The organism is Austwickia sp. (assembly GCA_016699675.1).
In the GTDB taxonomy this organism is placed as follows: Bacteria; Actinomycetota; Actinomycetes; order Actinomycetales; family Dermatophilaceae; genus Austwickia.
This window is the reverse complement of sequence record CP064985.1, coordinates 213516-229228: the sequence shown is the minus strand read 5'-3', so window position 1 is coordinate 229228 and position 15713 is coordinate 213516. Positions and strand designations below refer to the sequence as shown.

At 73.2% G+C, this 15713-nt stretch carries 16 protein-coding genes; 11 read left to right on the top strand and 5 right to left on the bottom strand.

Annotated elements, in window-relative coordinates:
- Positions 1–47 precede the first annotated feature (47 nt).
- The 4 genes from IPK37_01080 to mutM are packed head-to-tail and all read left to right on the top strand — an operon-like array spanning position 48 to position 2585.
- Complete coding sequence (locus IPK37_01080; protein ID QQS01117.1) at positions 48–662, top strand: DUF177 domain-containing protein; 615 nt, start codon at positions 48–50, stop codon at positions 660–662.
- 1 nt (position 663) lies between these two features.
- Entirely contained in the window at positions 664–858 is a 195-nt protein-coding gene (gene rpmF / locus IPK37_01075; GenBank protein ID QQS01116.1) for a 50S ribosomal protein L32, read from the top strand.
- Between the two features lie 10 nt (positions 859–868).
- A complete protein-coding gene (locus IPK37_01070; GenBank protein ID QQS01115.1) occupies positions 869–1690 on the top strand; it encodes a ribonuclease III in 822 nt (273 codons plus the stop codon).
- Positions 1691–1694: 4 nt separating this feature from the next.
- Entirely contained in the window at positions 1695–2585 is an 891-nt protein-coding gene (mutM, locus tag IPK37_01065) for a bifunctional DNA-formamidopyrimidine glycosylase/DNA-(apurinic or apyrimidinic site) lyase (protein ID QQS01114.1), read from the top strand.
- A 72-nt stretch (positions 2586–2657) separates the two neighbouring features.
- On the opposite strand, the gene IPK37_01060 is transcribed toward mutM, so the two are convergent.
- The 3 genes from IPK37_01060 to IPK37_01050 form a co-directional block, all read right to left on the bottom strand.
- Complete coding sequence (locus tag IPK37_01060) at positions 2658–3059, bottom strand: PIN domain-containing protein (protein QQS01113.1); 402 nt, start codon at positions 3057–3059, stop codon at positions 2658–2660.
- Complete coding sequence (locus tag IPK37_01055; GenBank protein ID QQS01112.1) at positions 3056–3304, bottom strand: type II toxin-antitoxin system prevent-host-death family antitoxin; 249 nt, start codon at positions 3302–3304, stop codon at positions 3056–3058. Before IPK37_01055 ends, IPK37_01060 begins: the two co-directional genes overlap by 4 nt.
- Before the next feature lie 82 nt (positions 3305–3386).
- Complete coding sequence (locus tag IPK37_01050; GenBank protein QQS01111.1) at positions 3387–4427, bottom strand: Gfo/Idh/MocA family oxidoreductase; 1041 nt, start codon at positions 4425–4427, stop codon at positions 3387–3389.
- Positions 4428–4478: 51 nt separating this feature from the next.
- Here IPK37_01050 and IPK37_01045 point away from each other — a divergent pair, with 51 nt between their 5' ends.
- Positions 4479–4760, top strand: a complete 282-nt coding sequence (locus IPK37_01045) for an acylphosphatase (GenBank protein ID QQS01110.1) — start codon at positions 4479–4481, stop codon at positions 4758–4760.
- Between the two features lie 15 nt (positions 4761–4775).
- On the opposite strand, the gene IPK37_01040 is transcribed toward IPK37_01045, so the two are convergent.
- Both IPK37_01040 and IPK37_01035 read right to left on the bottom strand, forming a co-directional pair.
- Entirely contained in the window at positions 4776–5654 is an 879-nt protein-coding gene (locus IPK37_01040) for a hypothetical protein (GenBank protein ID QQS01109.1), read from the bottom strand.
- A 182-nt stretch (positions 5655–5836) separates the two neighbouring features.
- Complete coding sequence (locus IPK37_01035) at positions 5837–6862, bottom strand: LppX_LprAFG lipoprotein (GenBank protein ID QQS01108.1); 1026 nt, start codon at positions 6860–6862, stop codon at positions 5837–5839.
- A gap of 213 nt (positions 6863–7075) precedes the next feature.
- On the opposite strand from IPK37_01035, the gene smc reads away from it, so the two are divergent.
- The 6 genes from smc to IPK37_01005 all read left to right on the top strand — a co-directional run bounded on the left by smc (position 7076) and on the right by IPK37_01005 (position 15687).
- A complete protein-coding gene (gene smc, locus IPK37_01030; protein ID QQS01107.1) occupies positions 7076–10726 on the top strand; it encodes a chromosome segregation protein SMC in 3651 nt (1216 codons plus the stop codon).
- Positions 10727–10827: 101 nt separating this feature from the next.
- Positions 10828–11055 (top strand): hypothetical protein, encoded by a 228-nt coding sequence (locus tag IPK37_01025; GenBank protein QQS01106.1) that lies wholly within the window; start codon positions 10828–10830, stop codon positions 11053–11055.
- 57 nt (positions 11056–11112) lie between these two features.
- Positions 11113–12282, top strand: coding sequence for a signal recognition particle-docking protein FtsY (gene ftsY / locus IPK37_01020; protein QQS01105.1), 1170 nt, complete (start codon positions 11113–11115; stop codon positions 12280–12282).
- Between the two features lie 111 nt (positions 12283–12393).
- Positions 12394–13821 (top strand): hypothetical protein, encoded by a 1428-nt coding sequence (locus tag IPK37_01015; protein QQS01104.1) that lies wholly within the window; start codon positions 12394–12396, stop codon positions 13819–13821.
- 82 nt (positions 13822–13903) lie between these two features.
- Positions 13904–15352 carry an ammonium transporter gene (locus IPK37_01010; GenBank protein QQS01103.1) on the top strand — a complete coding sequence of 483 codons (1449 nt, stop codon included), beginning with the start codon at positions 13904–13906 and terminating at the stop codon, positions 15350–15352.
- Positions 15349–15687, top strand: a complete 339-nt coding sequence (locus IPK37_01005; GenBank protein QQS01102.1) for a P-II family nitrogen regulator — start codon at positions 15349–15351, stop codon at positions 15685–15687. The genes IPK37_01010 and IPK37_01005 overlap by 4 nt, the downstream gene beginning before the upstream one ends.
- The last annotated feature ends 26 nt before the right edge of the window (positions 15688–15713 follow it).

The window sequence follows — 15713 nt, the reverse complement described above, 5'->3', positions numbered from 1 at the left end:
ACTCAGGCCGTTTCCGAGTCGTTGCCCGCCGAGCACCCGCGAGAGACATGACCAGCGCACATCCTCGAAGCCCCCTGGTTCACGACACCCGGGCACTCGGGCGACGCGCCGGAGCTATGGACGAAGTCGCGCGGGAGGTTCAGCTGGCCGACGAGGTGGGCACGGACATCATCGCCATCCCGGCCGGGTCGACGCTGCAGGTGCAGGTCCGGTTCGAGTCGGTGCTGGAGGGCGTGCTCGCCACCGGGACGGTCGATTCCGTCGCTCGGGGCGCCTGCGTGCGGTGCCTGGAGAGTGTGAGCCTGCCGGTGCGGGCCTCCTTCCAGGAGCTGTTCGCGTACGCCGACCGCGCGGCCCACCACGTCGACGTGGGGGACGACGACGAAGATCGCTACGTGCTCGAGGGCGACCTGCTCGACCTGGAGCCGATGCTGCGGGACGCGGTGGTGTTGCAGCTGCCGTTCCAGCCGGTCTGCCGGCCGGACTGTCCCGGGCTGTGCGTGGAGTGCGGAGCGTCGCTCGCCGATGACCCGGACCACTCGCACGAGACCATCGACCCCCGATGGGCGTCGCTGCAGGCCCTCGCCACCCGCGGGGCCAGCGACGACGACCCTGGCGCAGCCACCCCCGGCTGGGCCGAGACTTACGAGAAGAGGAACTGACGTGGCCGTCCCGAAGCGGAAGATGTCGCGCTCCAACACCCGTTCGCGCCGCGCCAACTGGAAGACGACCGCGACGACGCTGGCCGCGTGCCCGCGCTGCAATGCCCCCAAGATGCCCCACGTGGCGTGCCCGGCCTGCGGCACGTACAACGGGCGTCACTACGCCGCCGCGGAGCGCTCCGAGCATCAGGACTGACGCGTCTCGCATGGGGAGCAGCAAGGGTTCCCGCAGCGAGGAGCGCCCCGTCAGCGGGCTGGTCGAGGAGATCGATGAGATCCTCGGCGTCCGCCTGGACGAGGGCGCTCTTCGCCATGCCCTGACCCATCGCAGCTACGCCTACGAGAACGGCGGCATCCCCAACAACGAGCGCCTGGAGTTCCTCGGTGACTCGGTGTTGGGATTGGTCGTCACCGAGTCGCTCTACGCCGACCACCCCGAGCTCGCCGAGGGCCAGCTAGCCAAGCTGCGGGCCGCCTGCGTCAACATGCGGGCGCTGGCCGCCGTCGGCCGCACGCTGGGGCTGGGGGACTACCTGCTGCTCGGGCGCGGCGAGGAGACCACGGGCGGGCGCGACAAGGCCTCGATCCTCGCCGACACCGTCGAGGCGCTGATCGGGACGGTCTACCTCGCGGAGGGGATGGAGACGTCCCGCCGCTTCGTGCACCACCTCATCGACCCGCTGATGAAGGCCTCGACCCGGCTCGGCGCCGGGCTGGACTGGAAGACCAGCCTGCAGGAGCTGGCCGCGGCGGGGGCGTATGGCTCCCCGGAGTACCGCGTGAGCGAGGACGGCCCCGACCACGAGAAGGTCTTCACGGCCCGCGCGGTCCTCGGTAAGGAGGTCCTGGGCGAGGGCGTGGGTCACTCCAAGAAGGAGGCCGAGCAGCGGGCCGCCGAGATCGCCTGGACCGAGCTGGACCGCCGGGCCCAGGTGGCCACGCGGGAGGCGGCCGACGAGGCCGAGCGTGCCGAGGGGCCGGCCGAGCTGGGCCCCCAGCCGGACCACGCGCCCGGCGTCGCCGGCTGAGCCGATGCCGGAGCTGCCCGAGGTCGAGGTGGTGCGGCGGGGTCTGGAGCAGCACGCCGTGGGGCGGACGGTCGCCACGGCCGCCATGCACTCCCTGCGGGTGGCGCGTCGGCACGTCGCCGGGGGAGAGGACCTGGCGGCTCGGCTCGTCGGCCAGCGCCTCGCGTCGGCGCAGCGGCGCGGGAAGTACCTGTGGCTCGTGCTCGAGCCGTCGCTGGAGGCCCTCGTCATCCACCTGGGGATGAGTGGGCAGGTGCTGGTCACCGACCGGGGCGCCCCGGCGCGGCGCCACCAGCACGCCACACTCACGTTCACCGACGGCGGGCCCGACCTCGCCTTCGTGGACCAGCGCACCTTCGGCGGGCTGGCCTTGACCGAGTTGGTGCCGGACGTGCGCGGGGCCCGGGCGCCGCGGGCGTACGGCGTACCGGGTCCGGTCGCCCACATCGCCTGCGACCCGCTCGAGCCCGCGTTCGACCAGGCCGCGGTCGTCCTCGCGATGCGGCGGCGCCAGTCCGCCGTCAAGCGGGCGCTGCTCGACCAGTCGCTGGTGAGCGGCATCGGCAACATCTACGCGGACGAAGCCCTGTGGCGGGCCGGGGTACACGGCCAGCGGCTCTGCGCCGACCTCACCAAGCCCCGGCTGGCGCGCATCCTGGAGCGCGCGCGCGAGGTGATGCTGGCGGCGCTGGAGCAGGGCGGGACGAGCTTCGACGCGACGTACGTCAACGTCAACGGCACCAGCGGCTACTTCGATCGGTCGCTGTCGGCGTACGGGCAGACCGGGCGGCCGTGCCCCCGCTGCGGGACGCCGATCCGGCGCGAAGCCTTCATGAACCGCTCCTCGCATTCCTGCCCCCGCTGCCAGCCGCGGCCGCGCTACGCGCCCCGCTGAGACGGGCGTCCCCCGCGCCCCGCTGAGGCGGGCCTGCCCCGCGCCCCGCTGAGGCGGGCGGGCGGCGAGTTCTCAGGGCTCGGTGACGGGGTCGAACGTGCGATAGCCCAACGAGGTGGCGGCGGAGATCATGGCCGCGTCGTGGCTGACGATGGTGGCGTCGAGGCCCGCGGCGATCACGGACCCCAAGTGGATCGCATCCAGCGTCTTCACGTGTGGCTCGATCGCCTCAGCAGCGGCGAGCACTCCCTCGGTCACGGGGACCAAGGCCAGCACGTCGAGAATGTCGTCGCGCCGATTCACCGGAAGACCTTCGCGACGGAGCACGCGGGTCAGCTCAGTCCGCAGGATCCTCGACGAGACGAGGTTGTGCTCGGGTGTTGCCGTGGCGTGGTCGATCCAGGAGGCGGCTGACGGCGAATGGCCCAAAAGTCCCCGCAACGCCACCGAGGTGTCGAGATAGAAGATCGTCACCGGTCGCGCTCGTCAGCGAGAAGCGCGTCGATCGACGCCGCGGTTCGTAGTTCGTGTCGGGGCAGGTCTGCTAACCGCGAACCACCCTCGCGCTTGGGCGGGAGCAGCGCGAGTTCGGGCCAGCGCGGCACAATGCGCGCGATTTCGCGATGGTGCCGAGTGATCCGGTAGGTTTCGCCGGCCTCTACCTCGGCGAGCATGGTCGTCGGGTTCTGCCGCAACTGGCCGACCGTGATGGTCTTCATGCCACCATGGTAATCAAATGTCTACGAGAGTCTACCTCGGCGAGGCGGTCTGGCGTCGAAGCGCCGTGCCGGTCGACGCGCCCTACTCCTGCGGGTAGCGCACACCCAGCTCGGATCGCGCGGCGTCGATGATCTCCAGCACTCCGATCGTGCCGGCGTGCGGCACCAGCGGCGACTCCAGCAGCCCGGCGCGTAGGCAGCGCTCGACCTCTTCGGCCTGGTGGGCGTAGCCCCGGCTGGGAGCCTCGATCCGGCGGTCCGGGGCGCCGTCGACGTGCAGGACCGCCCAGCCCGGCGAGCGCCAGAAGGGCTCCTCGATCTCGACCCACCCGGTGCGGCCGATGACGCTCGCCCGGTTCGGCCCCACCGCCTGGCTCGCCGTGAAGACGGAGGCGACCGCGCCGGAGTCGTAGCCCCACTGCATCGCCACCACCCGGTCCGCCCCCGACGGCGCCAGCGAGCCCATGATCTGCACCGACTCGGGCTCGCCGAGGAAGAGCCAGCAGAACGCCGCCGCGTAGACGCCGAGGTCGAGCAGCGCCCCGCCGCCGTTGGCCAGGTCGAAGATCCGGTGCTGCGGGTCGTAGTCGACGCCCACCGCGAACTCGGCCGACACGTGCACCAGGTCGCCGATCGCCCCGTCGGCCACCACGCGCTCCACCTCCAGGAGCAGGGGCTGGGTGCGCAGCCACATGGCCTCCATCGAGAAGACGCCCGCCGCGCGGGCGGCGCCGAGCAGCTCGGTCGCCTGGGCGGCGTTGAGCGCCAACGGCTTCTCCACCAGCACCGGGCGGCCGGCCCGGATGCAGGCCAGCGCCGGGGCATGGTGATGGGGGTGGGTGGTGCTGACGTAGATCACGTCGACCTCGTCGTCGGCGATCAGCTCGTCGTAGGAGCCGTAGCTGCGGCGTACGGCGTGCTCGGCGGCGAACGCCGCCGCCCGCGCACCATCCCGCGCGCCGACGGCGACCACCTCGTGCCCGGGCAGCTCAGCCAGCGCCCGAGCGAACGTGCCGGCGATCTGGCCGGCCCCGAGGAAGCCCCACCGCAGGGCGCGATCGCCGATGCGGTCGGCGCCAGGGGCCGTCGCGGACAGATCCGGTGCGCTGGGCGGAGTGCTCATGGCGAAAACGCTATCGCGGCCGGCCGGGTCTTTCCGCCGTACGATCTGGGCGTGGAGCGGGCGACGATCTTCGTGAAGGGCAAGGTCCAGGGCGTGGGATTCCGGTGGTGGACCCGCAGCCGGGCGCTCGAGCTCGGCCTGGTGGGGTTCGCGCGGAACACGGCCGACGGCCGCGTCGAGGTGTGCGCCCAGGGCGAGCGGGACGCGATCGTGCGGCTGCAGGCCCTGCTCACGGAGTTCCCCAGCACCGCGGGCCGCCCCGGTCGTGTCGAGTCGACGACGACGCAGTGGGGCGACCCGCGCGCGGAGCTCAGCGGCTTCCGCGAACTCTGACCAGCGGAGCCCTGATCAGCTGGCGCTGGCCGACGGCGCCGGCGAGGCGGGCGTCCCCGACGGCGCGGCGGTCGAGGTGACCTGGTCCGGGCTGGGCACCGTGATGGTGACGGGCTCGCCCCACTTGTCGTAGGTGGTGACGGTGGGCACCCCGGCCACGGAGTGCTTCATCTTGCGGGTGCGGTTCTTGTCGTCGAGCCAATACTCGACCGTCGTCGTCCCCGCCGCGCCCGACGTCGTCGCTGCGCCGGAAGCCGTCGCCGCGGCGGACGTGGTGGCCGCGCCGGAAGCCGTCGCCGAACCCGCGGACGGTGCCGCGGTGGCCTTGGTGGGGTCGACGGTCAGCGTGAAGTGCCGGGCCTTGGTGCCGGAGACGTCCTCCTCACCGACGTACGTGATGGCCTGCACCAACCCCTGATCCGCCTGGATGCGGTCGCTCGCGCCGCCGAGGACCTCGGCCAGCGCGGGGTTGACCGGGGACTGCAGCCACTTGCCGCCGAGCAGGTTCGCGTTCTTCATGTAGACCTGGCCGCCGGCGATGACCAGCTGCGACTCGCCCTTGTCGTCCTTGAGCGTGATCTGCCGCTTGCGGTTGTTCGGGTCGGTGTTGTCGACCACGCCCGTCGAGGACATGTCGCTGCCGCCCTCGCCGACCTGGGTGGTGAACGCGTACGTCGTGTTGGCCGCGGCCGCGGCCTTCGTGACCTCGAAGAACTTGGCCTTGTCGACGGCGCCGCCCGGCTTGAGGTCGCCGAGGGAAGCGCTGCTTGAGGTGGCCGCCGTCGTCGTGCCGCTCGGCGCCGTGGAGTTCGACCCGGAGCAGGCGGCGAGCGCAAGAGGCGTGCTCAGGGCCAGGGTGAGGGCGGCGATGCGGCGTGCGGTGGTGGACTTCATGGATCTCCTTCTGGGGGCGCGCCCACCGCACGCCGGCCGTGCAAGAGACGTACGTCGAGCGGGGGCAGCACCCTTGATGATGTCCCTTCAGGGTACCGTGGCCCGGCGGAGCCCCACGTCAAGGGCCCGCCGGCCCCGGTTCCCGACCGCTGACGGCCGTCCAGCGGCGCGTCGGTCAGCGCTTACGACGAGGGCGACGCGCTGGACGTATAGCTGCCGCTGTCGGGGCCCCCGGGCATGCCCGGCATCGTCGTGACCGACGCGGCGGGCGGGGCCGTGATGGTGACGGGCTCGCCCCACTTGCTGTAGGTCATCGTCATCTTGGCCTGGTCGGTGCCGGAGGCGACCTTCACGGGCCGGTTATCGGCGCCGACCCACATCTCGGTGTCCATCGTGGCCGGCACGCCACTGGGCAGGGTCGCCGGCGACGACGACGCCGCGCCGCTGCCGCTTGTGCCCGTCCCGGAGGTGGCGGTGCCCTTGGCGGCGTCCATCACCTTGGCCGAATCCATCGTGACCTTGAGGTGCGCGGTCTTGGTCCCCGCGACATCCTCACGGCCGACGCAGCTCACCTTGACGATCGCGTCCTTGGCCCGGGCGAGCTGGGCGGTCGGGTCGGTCAGCTGGTTGACGTCGACGCCCGACTGCTTGGCGATGTCGTCCATCGTCAGCTTCACGTACTTGCCGCCGGTCAGCTGGCCCATGCTCATGTACATCACCTTGTCGACCATGATCATGTCGATCTGGCCGCCGGCGCCCGAGCCACCCATCGTGAGCTTGACCTTCGGGTTGGCCGGGTCGCGGCCGTCGACGTCGCCGACGATCGGCATGCCGGTGCTGCTGCCGGCGGTTCCGCTGCCCGTCGTCGCGGTGCCCGTCGCGCCGGTCGCGCCCGCGCTGCCCGCGGCGGTGGATCCCGTGGCCGACGGCGCCGAGGTCGCGCTCTTCTCGGAGCCGCTCATCCCGGCGATGTCCATGGTCCCGTCGATGTGGGCCGTGCCCTTGGAGGGTTCCTTGTTGGTCGCCAGGAACGCCTCCTTGTCCAGGTCGCCCGGCTTGTCGCACAACTCGTACGCCGTCTTCGCCGCCGAGCTGGAGCTGGTGGCGGCGCTTGCCCCCGTCGCTGACCCGGATCCGGTGCCGGAGCTGCAGCCGGCCAGAGCGAGCGGCACGAGGGTCAACGCGGCGAGGCCACGGCGTACGGTCATGGGAAACTTCCCCCCAGCAGTCGGTGATCTCCTCACGGAGCCGTCGCGTCCATCCTCGCTATTTCTGCCGGCGCCGGCCAACCCGACCGTCCCGGGTTGTGGACAACCCTTCGGCGTCGCCGCGCACCGCGCCGCCGGCGCCGGGGTGCCGGGCCGCGCACAACGGCGCTTGTAGAGTGGCCGGACCGCCGCCGTGCCAGGAGACCGACCCGCGTGTACGTCAAGAGCCTCACCCTCAAGGGCTTCAAGTCGTTCGCGTCGGCGACCCACCTGCGCCTCGAGCCGGGCATCACCTGCATCGTCGGGCCGAACGGCTCCGGCAAGTCGAACGTGGTCGACGCCCTCGCCTGGGTGATGGGGGAGCAGGGCGCCAAGTCGCTGCGCGGCGGGAAGATGGAGGACGTCATCTTCGCCGGGACGGCGGGGCGGCCCCCGCTCGGGCGGGCCGAGGTGACGATGACCATCGACAACACCGACGGGGCCCTCCCGATCGACTACACCGAGGTCACGATCAGCCGGACCATGTTCCGCGGGGGCGGCAGCGAATACGCGATCAACGGGACCGGGTGTCGGCTGGTCGACATCCAGGAGCTGTTGTCGGACTCCGGCATCGGCCGGGAGATGCACGTCATCGTCGGGCAGGGTCAGCTCGACGCGGTCCTGCGGGCCACCCCCGAGGAGCGACGCGGCTTCATCGAGGAGGCCGCCGGGGTCCTCAAGCACCGCAAGCGCAAGGAGAAGGCGCTGCGCAAGCTCGACGCGATGGAGGGCAACCTCGTCCGCGTCAAGGACCTCGTCGCCGAGATCCGCCGCCAGCTCGGCCCGCTCGGGCGGCAGGCCGAGACGGCGCGCCGGGCGGCGGTCATCCAGGCGGACGCCCGGGACGCCCGGCTGCGGCTCCTGGCCGACGACCTGGTGCAGCTCACCGGCACCCTCGAGCAGGAGGTGGCCGACGAGACCGCGCTACTGGCCCGGCGGGACGAGGTCGAGCGGGCGCTCGCGGCCGCGCGGGCCGACCTGACCCGCTGCGAGGGCGAACTCGCCCAGGCCGCGCCGGAGTTGGCCCGGGCCCAGGAGCGCTGGTTCGCCCTCACCGGCCTGGCCGACCGGCTCACCGCGGTGGGCCAGCTCGCGGCCGAACGGGTGCGGCTGCTCAGCCGCGAACCGGCCCCGGACGGCCGCCCGCCGCGCGACCCCGAGGCGCTGCGCGCGCAGGCGGAGGCGGCCCGCGACCAGGACCGGCGGCTCGCCGAGGAGATCGCGGACCTGCAGCGGGAACTGGACCAGGGCGTCGCCGAGCGGGGCGCCGCGGAGAGCGCGTACGCGCAGGAGCGCGACCGCCTGGCCCGCCTCGAGCGGGCCTCCGCCGACCGGCGCGAGGGGCTGGCCCGATTGGCGGGTCAGGTGGCGGCCAAGCGCAGCCGGATCGAGGCCGGTGAGGCCGAGATCGAACGGCTGCGGCAGGCCGTGGACCGCGCGCGGGCCCGGGCGGAGCAGGCGGAGGCCGAGTTCGCCGCCCTGGAGTCGACGGTCGCTCAGGACGAGGAGGGCGAGGAGGGGCTCGATGCCGCCCACGCCGAGGCCGAGGAGGCGCTGATCGCGGCCCGCGCCCGCGCCGAGGAGCTGCGCGAAGCCGAGCGCGTGGCCGAGCGGGACGGGGGCGGCGCCCAGAGCCGCGCCGAGGCCCTGGCCCTGTCGTTGCGGCGCCAGGACGGCAGCCGGGTGCTGCTCGGCGAGACGGCCGAGGACGGGAGCGCGGAAGGGAGCGCGGAAGGGAGCGCGGAAGGGAGCGGCCCGCGCGGGGTCATCGGGACGGTGGCGGCCGCGATGACCGTGCGCGGCGGCCACGAGACGGCCGTGGCCGCGGCGCTGGGGTGGGCGGCGGACGCGGTCGCGGTCGAGTCGCTGCCCGACGCCGTGGCCGCCCTAGAGCTGCTGCGCCGCCAGGACGCGGGCCGGGCCGCGCTGCTCGTCCCCGACACGGCCGTAGCGCCCGTGGCGGACCCGGTCGAGCCGCCCGCGCCGGCCTCGGTGTGGGCCCGCAGCGTCGTCGACTGCCCGCAGCGCCTCCGGGCCGGCCTCGACGCGTTGCTCGCGGGCGTCGCGCTCGTCCCCGACGAGGCGACCGCGCAGGACGTCGTACGGCGGCTGCCGGGCACGACCGCGGTCACGCCCGGCGGGGACGTCTTCGCCCCCGGCTGGGTCCGCGGGGGAAGCGCCGCCGCGCCCAGCCTGATCGAGGTGCAGGCCGCGTACGACGAGGCCACCGCGGCCGCCGACCAGGCGGCGGCGCGCCGGGAACAGACCCGGTTCGCACTCGCCGCAGTGGAGGACGAGATCGCCCGCAGGACCGACGAGGTGGAGGCCGCCCTGGCGGACCTGCACGCCTCCGACGCCCGCATGAACGCCGTCGCCGAGCAACTGGGCTCGCTCGGCTCGCAGCTGCGCGCGGCACGGGCCGAATCGGAGCGCGCCGGCGCGTCCATCGCGCAGGCGCAGGCCGCGCTGGCGGGCGACCACCAACAGCTCGCGGAGCTCGCGGACCGCTTGACGGCGGCGGAGTCCGAACCGGAGGAGCCGGGCGCGCTGGAGCCGGCCGAGCGGGACCGGCTCGAGGCGGCGGCCGTCGCGGCCCGGGCGCGGGAGACCGAGCTGCGGCTGACCCTGCGGGGGCGCGAGGAGCGGGCCCGCGGCGTCAAGGGGCGGGCCCAGGCCTTGGAGGCCCAGGCCCACGCGGAGGAGGCCGCTCGGGACCGCGCCGAGCAGGAGCGTCGCGCTCGGCTGCGACAGGCCGAGCGGGCCCGGTCCCTGCACCGGGCCGCCGATCGCGCCGTCGTGCACCTGCGCGGCGTGATCGGTTCCGCCGACGCCGCCCGGGTGGCGGCCGGCGAGCGCCGGCAGGCCCTGGAGGCCGCCCTGGCCGCGGCGCGCCGGGACGTGGACGCGCACGGCGAGGAACTGCGGCAGCTGGTCGATTCCGTGCACCGCGACGAGGTGGCTCGCGCGCAGCAGGTGCTGCGGATCGAGCAGCTCCAGGCGCGGGCCGTGGAGGAGCTGGGCATCGAGCCGGACGCCCTCGTGGAGGAGTTCGGGCCGCACCGCAGCGTCCCGGTCGTGCCGGAGCCGGGCGCCGAACCGCCCCTCGATGCGGAGGGCCGGCCGCTGGCGACGCCGTACGTCCGGGAGAAGCAGGAGAAGCGGCTCCGGGCCGCCGAGCGCGGCCTGGCCCAACTGGGCAAGATCAACCCGCTGGCGCTGGAGGAGTACGCCGCGTTGGAGGAGCGGCACGCCTTCCTCGTCGAGCAGCTGGAGGACCTCAAGCGCAGCAATCGCGACCTGCTCGACATCGTCAAGGAGGTCGACGAGCGGGTCGAGCGCGTCTTCGCCGAGGCCTTCGCGGACACCGCGCGCGAATTCGAGGGGGTCTTCGCCCGGCTCTTCCCCGGCGGCGCGGGCCAGTTGGTGCTCACCGACCCCGACGACCTGTTGACCACCGGGATCGAGGTGGAGGCCCGCCCGCCGGGCAAGAAGATCAAGCGCCTGTCCCTGCTGTCGGGCGGCGAACGCTCGCTGACGGCGGTGGCACTCCTGGTGGCCATCTTCAAGGCGCGGCCGAGCCCGTTCTACATCATGGATGAGGTCGAGGCGGCGCTCGACGATACGAACCTCGGCCGGCTCATCGGTCTGTTCGAAGAACTCCGTGATTCTTCGCAACTGATCGTGATCACCCACCAAAAGCGCACCATGGAAGTGGCGGACGCCCTCTACGGCGTGACGATGCGCGGCGACGGCGTGACCACCGTGATTTCCCAACGACTTCGGGACGTGGCCCCCGCCGGGGTGGCGGCGCCGGTCGGCGGCTAACCGGCCATCAGCGATTTCCCCGGGAATCGTTATCGAGCGGTAATGCCCACGGCCACTTGGGGGCTCGGTTTTTTGCGGTACGCGTGGCGACAATAAGAATCATGGTTCCGCTGACCCTGTTCATCGTCGTGACACTGCTGACGTTCATCGTCGGCTGTTTCGTCGTGGGCTCCGTCATTGTCGAGGCCCGCCGCGACGGCCGGCCCCTGTTGCCCGAGGATCCGCGTCCCGAACCCACTCCCGCCCCGGCGAAGGTCGATTCGGCCCCCCGCCCGCGGTCCGCCGGCATCATGGTCGCCGCGGTCCGCGACCGGCACGCGGAGGCCTGAGCGCAGCCCGCCCGATCCAGCCCGCCGGGCCCGCGGGCGCGATGACAGGATGGGCCCGTGGATCTCCTGGGCAATCTGTGGCTCGTCATCGTCGTCGGCGTCGTCGTCGCCGGCGCGCTCATCTCCGGTCTCGTCGCCCTCCTGCGGGGTCGTGGCGGCGACCGACGCGAACTCAAGGCACCCCCGCCACCGCCCGGCCGGGCACCCTCCGGTGGGGTCCTCGCGCCGCCCTCTCCGGGTGAGAAACCCACCCTCGTCGAGAAACCCCGGCCGCCGACCCCGGATCTGCTCCTGGAGCGGCCCGCCGAGGCCCGCGGGCGCCTCTACCGCCTGCGGGAGCGGCTGGCCCGCAGCAACAGCACCCTCGGCAAGGGCCTGCTGGGGCTGCTGTCCCGCGGCCACATCGACGAGGACACCTGGGAGGACGTCGAGGACACGCTGCTGGCCTCGGACCTGGGGGTGGAGGCCGCCGAGGAACTCGTCGCGGCGCTTCGCCGCCAGGTCGCCATCGAGGGGGTCCGCGACGAGGCCACCGTGCGCGGCTGGCTCCGCGAGGACCTCATCCGGCTCGTGGACCCGACGATGGACCGCACCCTGGTGTCGACCCGCCAGGGCGACCGCGCCGCGGTCATCCTCGTGGTGGGCGTGAACGGCACCGGCAAGACCACGACCATCGGCAAGATCGCGCGGGTCCTCGTCGCCGAGGACCGCGCGGTGATCCTCGGCGCGGCCGACACGTTCCGGGCCGCGGCCGCCGACCAGCTGCAGACCTGGGGGCAGCGCGTCGGAGTGCGGACGGTGCGCTCCGAGCGGGACGGCGCCGACCCGGCCGCGGTCGCCTTCGAGGCGGTCAAGGAGGCCAACGCCGAGGGCGCGGACGTGGTGCTCATCGATACCGCCGGGCGGTTGCACAACAAGGCCAACCTCATGGCCGAGCTGACCAAGGTCAAGCGCGTCGTCGAGAAGCAGTCGCCGATCGATGAGGTCCTGCTGGTCCTCGACGCCACCACCGGCCAGAACGGCCTGGTGCAGGCGGAGGTCTTCGGCGAGGCCGTCAACGTGACGGGCATCGTGCTGACCAAGCTCGACGGGACCGCCAAGGGCGGCATCGTCGTCGGGGTGCAGCGCAAGCTCGGCGTACCGGTCAAGCTCATCGGCCTCGGCGAGGGCCCCGACGACCTGGCCCCCTTCGACCCTGAGGCGTTCGTCGACGCGATCCTGGGTTGACGACGAAGCGCGGCAGCGCGAGGAGTCGGCCCCAAGGGCTGCGCTAAGACCTCGAGTGGTCCCCCGGAGAGGCGTCCACCCTGCCGCGGACGACTGACCTACGGTGGTGGGGTGGACGACCCGCAGCCCCGGCCGGCCCCCGCCGGGGCGCGCGGCGGGGTGCGTGGCGGGGTGCGGGCGGGCCCACGGCGTACGGCGCTCGCGGCCCGGCGCGCGGGATCGGTCCTGCTCACGCTGGTGCTGCTCGCGGTGGTGATGGCGAGTGTGGCGGCCTCCGGCCGCATCGCGTACGTCGGGTTCGGCCGGCACGACGCCGCCCAGCTGCGCGCCGAGCAGCTGCGCTGGCTGGAGCCCCAGGTGAGCCGGCGCGATCGGACCGATCAGGACCGCGGCGCCCGCGACGGCGACGTGCTCTTCACCGCGATGACGGCCCTCGCGACGGCCGCCGACGAGACCAGACCCGCGCAGACCCGGCTGCCGCTGTTGCGGGCGGCACTCACGCGGCTCGACGACCCGGTCCTCGCCCGCCGCTATGCCACCCCCGCGCAGCCGTTCCCCGGCGCCTTCCTGCAGGGCTGGACGCTCCTCGTGGCCGCCGAGATCGCGCGGCTGTCCGGGCAGGAGAGCGATCGGGCCGCCGTGCGGGCTCGCAGCGCGCCGCTGGTGTCCGCGGTCGGCACGGTGACGTCGGGCATCCTTCCGTCCTACGGCGAGACCTACCGGCCCGTGGACACCATCGTGCTGGCCGCGGCGTTGCGCCGGGCCGACGCGGTGGCGGGCGTCCCCGGGGCCGCGGTGGCCATCGAGGCGTGGCGGCCGCGGCTGGAGCCGCTGCGCGATGCCGCCACCAAGCTGCTACCGCATCGCACCGATGCGTCGGGTCGCTCGCGCGAGGGGGCCAGGGCCACGACCCAGGCGATGATCCAGGTGTTCTGGCCGAGCATCGACACGGGGTCGGCGACCGCCAGCCGGGACTGGGTCGCCTTCGAGAACACCTTCCTGTGCCCGCGGCTGGGGCTGGCCGCGGTGTGCGAGTTCCCGGACGGCGGCGGCAGCGGCGACGACCTGTCGGGGACGCTCGTCGCCGGCGTCTCCCCGGCGGCCACGGTGGTGACGATGGCCGCGGCGCGGGCGCACGGCAACGCGGATCTCGCCGAGCAGATCTCCCGCGAGGCCGAACTGTTCGGCGCGCCGGTCGCCGACGACGGCGGCCGGCGGTACCTGAGCGGGTCCGCCCCCGTCGGCGACGCCCTGCTCGCGTGGGGTCGGTCCGTGCCCGTGGGGCGCGACCAGCCGGGGGTCGACGACCGGGACGGGGTCGCCTGGCCGGCGTGGACGCTGTGCGCGCTGATTCCCGCGGTGCTGGCGCTCGGGGGCCTGGCCTGGCGGTTCCTGGCCCGGCGCACGTTCTCGGGCCCGCTGGAGTCCGACGCCTCGCCGCCCGATGCGCCGTACGATCCCGCCCGCCCCCGACGTACCGTCCCAACGACCTCCGACCCGCCGCCCGCGCCGGCGAGGCGGGGCGACGACGTTACGTGATCGTCATTCGGCGGCCCCATCGTTCTCATGCCGGAAACATTCGGCGTCTTCGACCGAAACGTGCGTGACCGACGGTGAAGACATGAACACGAACTCCGGAGACACCGCGTGGCTGCTGATCAGCGCCGCCCTGGTGTTGCTCATGACTCCGGGCTTGGCCCTCTTCTACGGGGGGATGGTCCGCAGCAAGGGCGTCTTGAACATGATGATGATGAGCTTCGGCTCGATGGCGACGATCGGCGTCGCGTGGGTGCTGTGGGGGTACGGCGAGACCTTCGGGCCCTCGATCGGGGGGCTCATCGGCGACCCGCGTGAGCTGTTCGGGCTGGCCGGGCTGATGAGTCCCGACGCGACGAGCGGCACCGTGCCGGCCATGGCGTTCGTCCTCTTCCAGGCGATGTTCGCGATCATCGCGGTGGCGCTGATCTCGGGCGCGATCGCGGACCGGGCGAAGTTCTCCACCTGGATGGTGTTCACGGTTGGGTGGGCCACCCTGGTCTACTTCCCCATCGCGCACTGGGTGTTCGCCTTCGACGCCAAGGACGCGGCAGGCAACATCGTCCAGCACGGCGGCTGGATCGCGAACACGTTGAAGGCCCTCGACTTCGCGGGCGGGACGGCGATCCACATCAACGCCGGTGCGGCCGCCCTGGCCCTCGTCCTGGTCATCGGCAACCGGCACGGCTTCGGCTCGGAGCCCATGCGGCCGCACAACCTCACGCTGGTCATGCTGGGCGCGGGCCTGCTCTGGTTCGGCTGGTTCGGCTTCAACGCCGGCTCGGCGCTGACCGCCGGCACCACCGCCGCGATCGCCGGCGTGAACACGCTGGCCGCCACCTCGGCCGCGTGCTGTGGCTGGTTGGCGGCGGAGCGGGTCCGGGACGGGCACGCGACCTCCCTCGGCGCGGCGTCCGGTATCGTCGCGGGCCTGGTCGCCATCACCCCCGGCTGCGCCGCGGTCACTCCCGTGGGGGCGATCGCGATCGGCGCCATCACCGGTGCCAGCTGCGCCTTCGCCGTGGGCCTGAAGTCGCGCTTCGGCTACGACGACAGCCTCGACGTCGTCGGCGTGCACCTCGTGGGTGGCTTCGTCGGCACGGTCCTGATCGGTCTCTTCGCTTCGGCAAGCGCGCCGGCGGCGGTGGACGGGCTGCTGTACGGCGGGGGCGCTGACCAGCTGTGGCGTCAGCTGGTGGGCGCCGTGGTGGTGCTGCTGGTCTCCTTCGTGGCGACCTACGTCATCGGCTTCGTCCTGCACAAGCTCATGGGGTTCCGGATCGAGCGGGACCACGAGCTGGAGGGCATCGACATCGTGCTGCACGCGGAGTCGGCGTACGAGCTGCACGGCCCCGGCGGCCTGCGCACCGGCGCGGCGCCCGGCGGCTTCGGCGGCGGCGAGCTGGCCTCGGCCCTGCGCCCGTACCCTGCGGATGCGCACCCGCGCACCGACTCCCGTCCCTCGGATCCGCCGTCGGAAAGTGAGTGCTCCCGGTCCGGTGGGGCCAAGATCACCGAGGAGGCCGACGCATGAGACTCGTCACCGCAGTCATCAAACCGTTCAAGCTGGACGACGTCCGAGGCGCCCTAGAGGCGTTCGGGGTGTCCGGGATGACCGTCAGCGAGGTCGCCGGATTCGGGCGGCAGCGCGGCCACAGCGAGGTCTACCGCGGGGCTGAGTACCAGGTCGACACCGTGCCCAAGGTGCGCATCGAGGTGCTGGTCGACGACGCCGACGCCACCGACGTGGTGGACGCCATCGTCGCCGCCGCCCGCACCGGCCGCATCGGCGACGGGAAGGTCTGGACCATCCCCGTCGAGGAGGTCGTCCGGGTCCGTACCAACGAGCGCGGCCCCGGCGCTCTCTGACCCGAGCCTTCGCCACCGACGTACGA

Bases quoted from the DNA above. Each gene is read 5' to 3' on its own strand.
- IPK37_01050 (QQS01111.1), bottom strand. From the start codon at position 4,427: ATGAGCACTCCGCCCAGCGCACCGGATCTGTCCGCGACGGCCCCTGGC.
- IPK37_01055 (QQS01112.1), bottom strand. From the start codon at position 3,304: ATGAAGACCATCACGGTCGGCCAGTTGCGGCAGAACCCGACGACCATG.
- IPK37_01040 (QQS01109.1), bottom strand. From the start codon at position 5,654: ATGAAGTCCACCACCGCACGCCGCATCGCCGCCCTCACCCTGGCCCTG.
- IPK37_01025 (QQS01106.1), top strand. From the start codon at position 10,828: ATGGTTCCGCTGACCCTGTTCATCGTCGTGACACTGCTGACGTTCATC.
- IPK37_01005 (QQS01102.1), top strand. From the start codon at position 15,349: ATGAGACTCGTCACCGCAGTCATCAAACCGTTCAAGCTGGACGACGTC.
- IPK37_01080 (QQS01117.1), top strand. From the start codon at position 48: ATGACCAGCGCACATCCTCGAAGCCCCCTGGTTCACGACACCCGGGCA.
- mutM (QQS01114.1), top strand. From the start codon at position 1,695: ATGCCGGAGCTGCCCGAGGTCGAGGTGGTGCGGCGGGGTCTGGAGCAG.
- IPK37_01035 (QQS01108.1), bottom strand. From the start codon at position 6,862: ATGACCGTACGCCGTGGCCTCGCCGCGTTGACCCTCGTGCCGCTCGCT.
- IPK37_01010 (QQS01103.1), top strand. From the start codon at position 13,904: ATGAACACGAACTCCGGAGACACCGCGTGGCTGCTGATCAGCGCCGCC.
- IPK37_01070 (QQS01115.1), top strand. From the start codon at position 869: ATGGGGAGCAGCAAGGGTTCCCGCAGCGAGGAGCGCCCCGTCAGCGGG.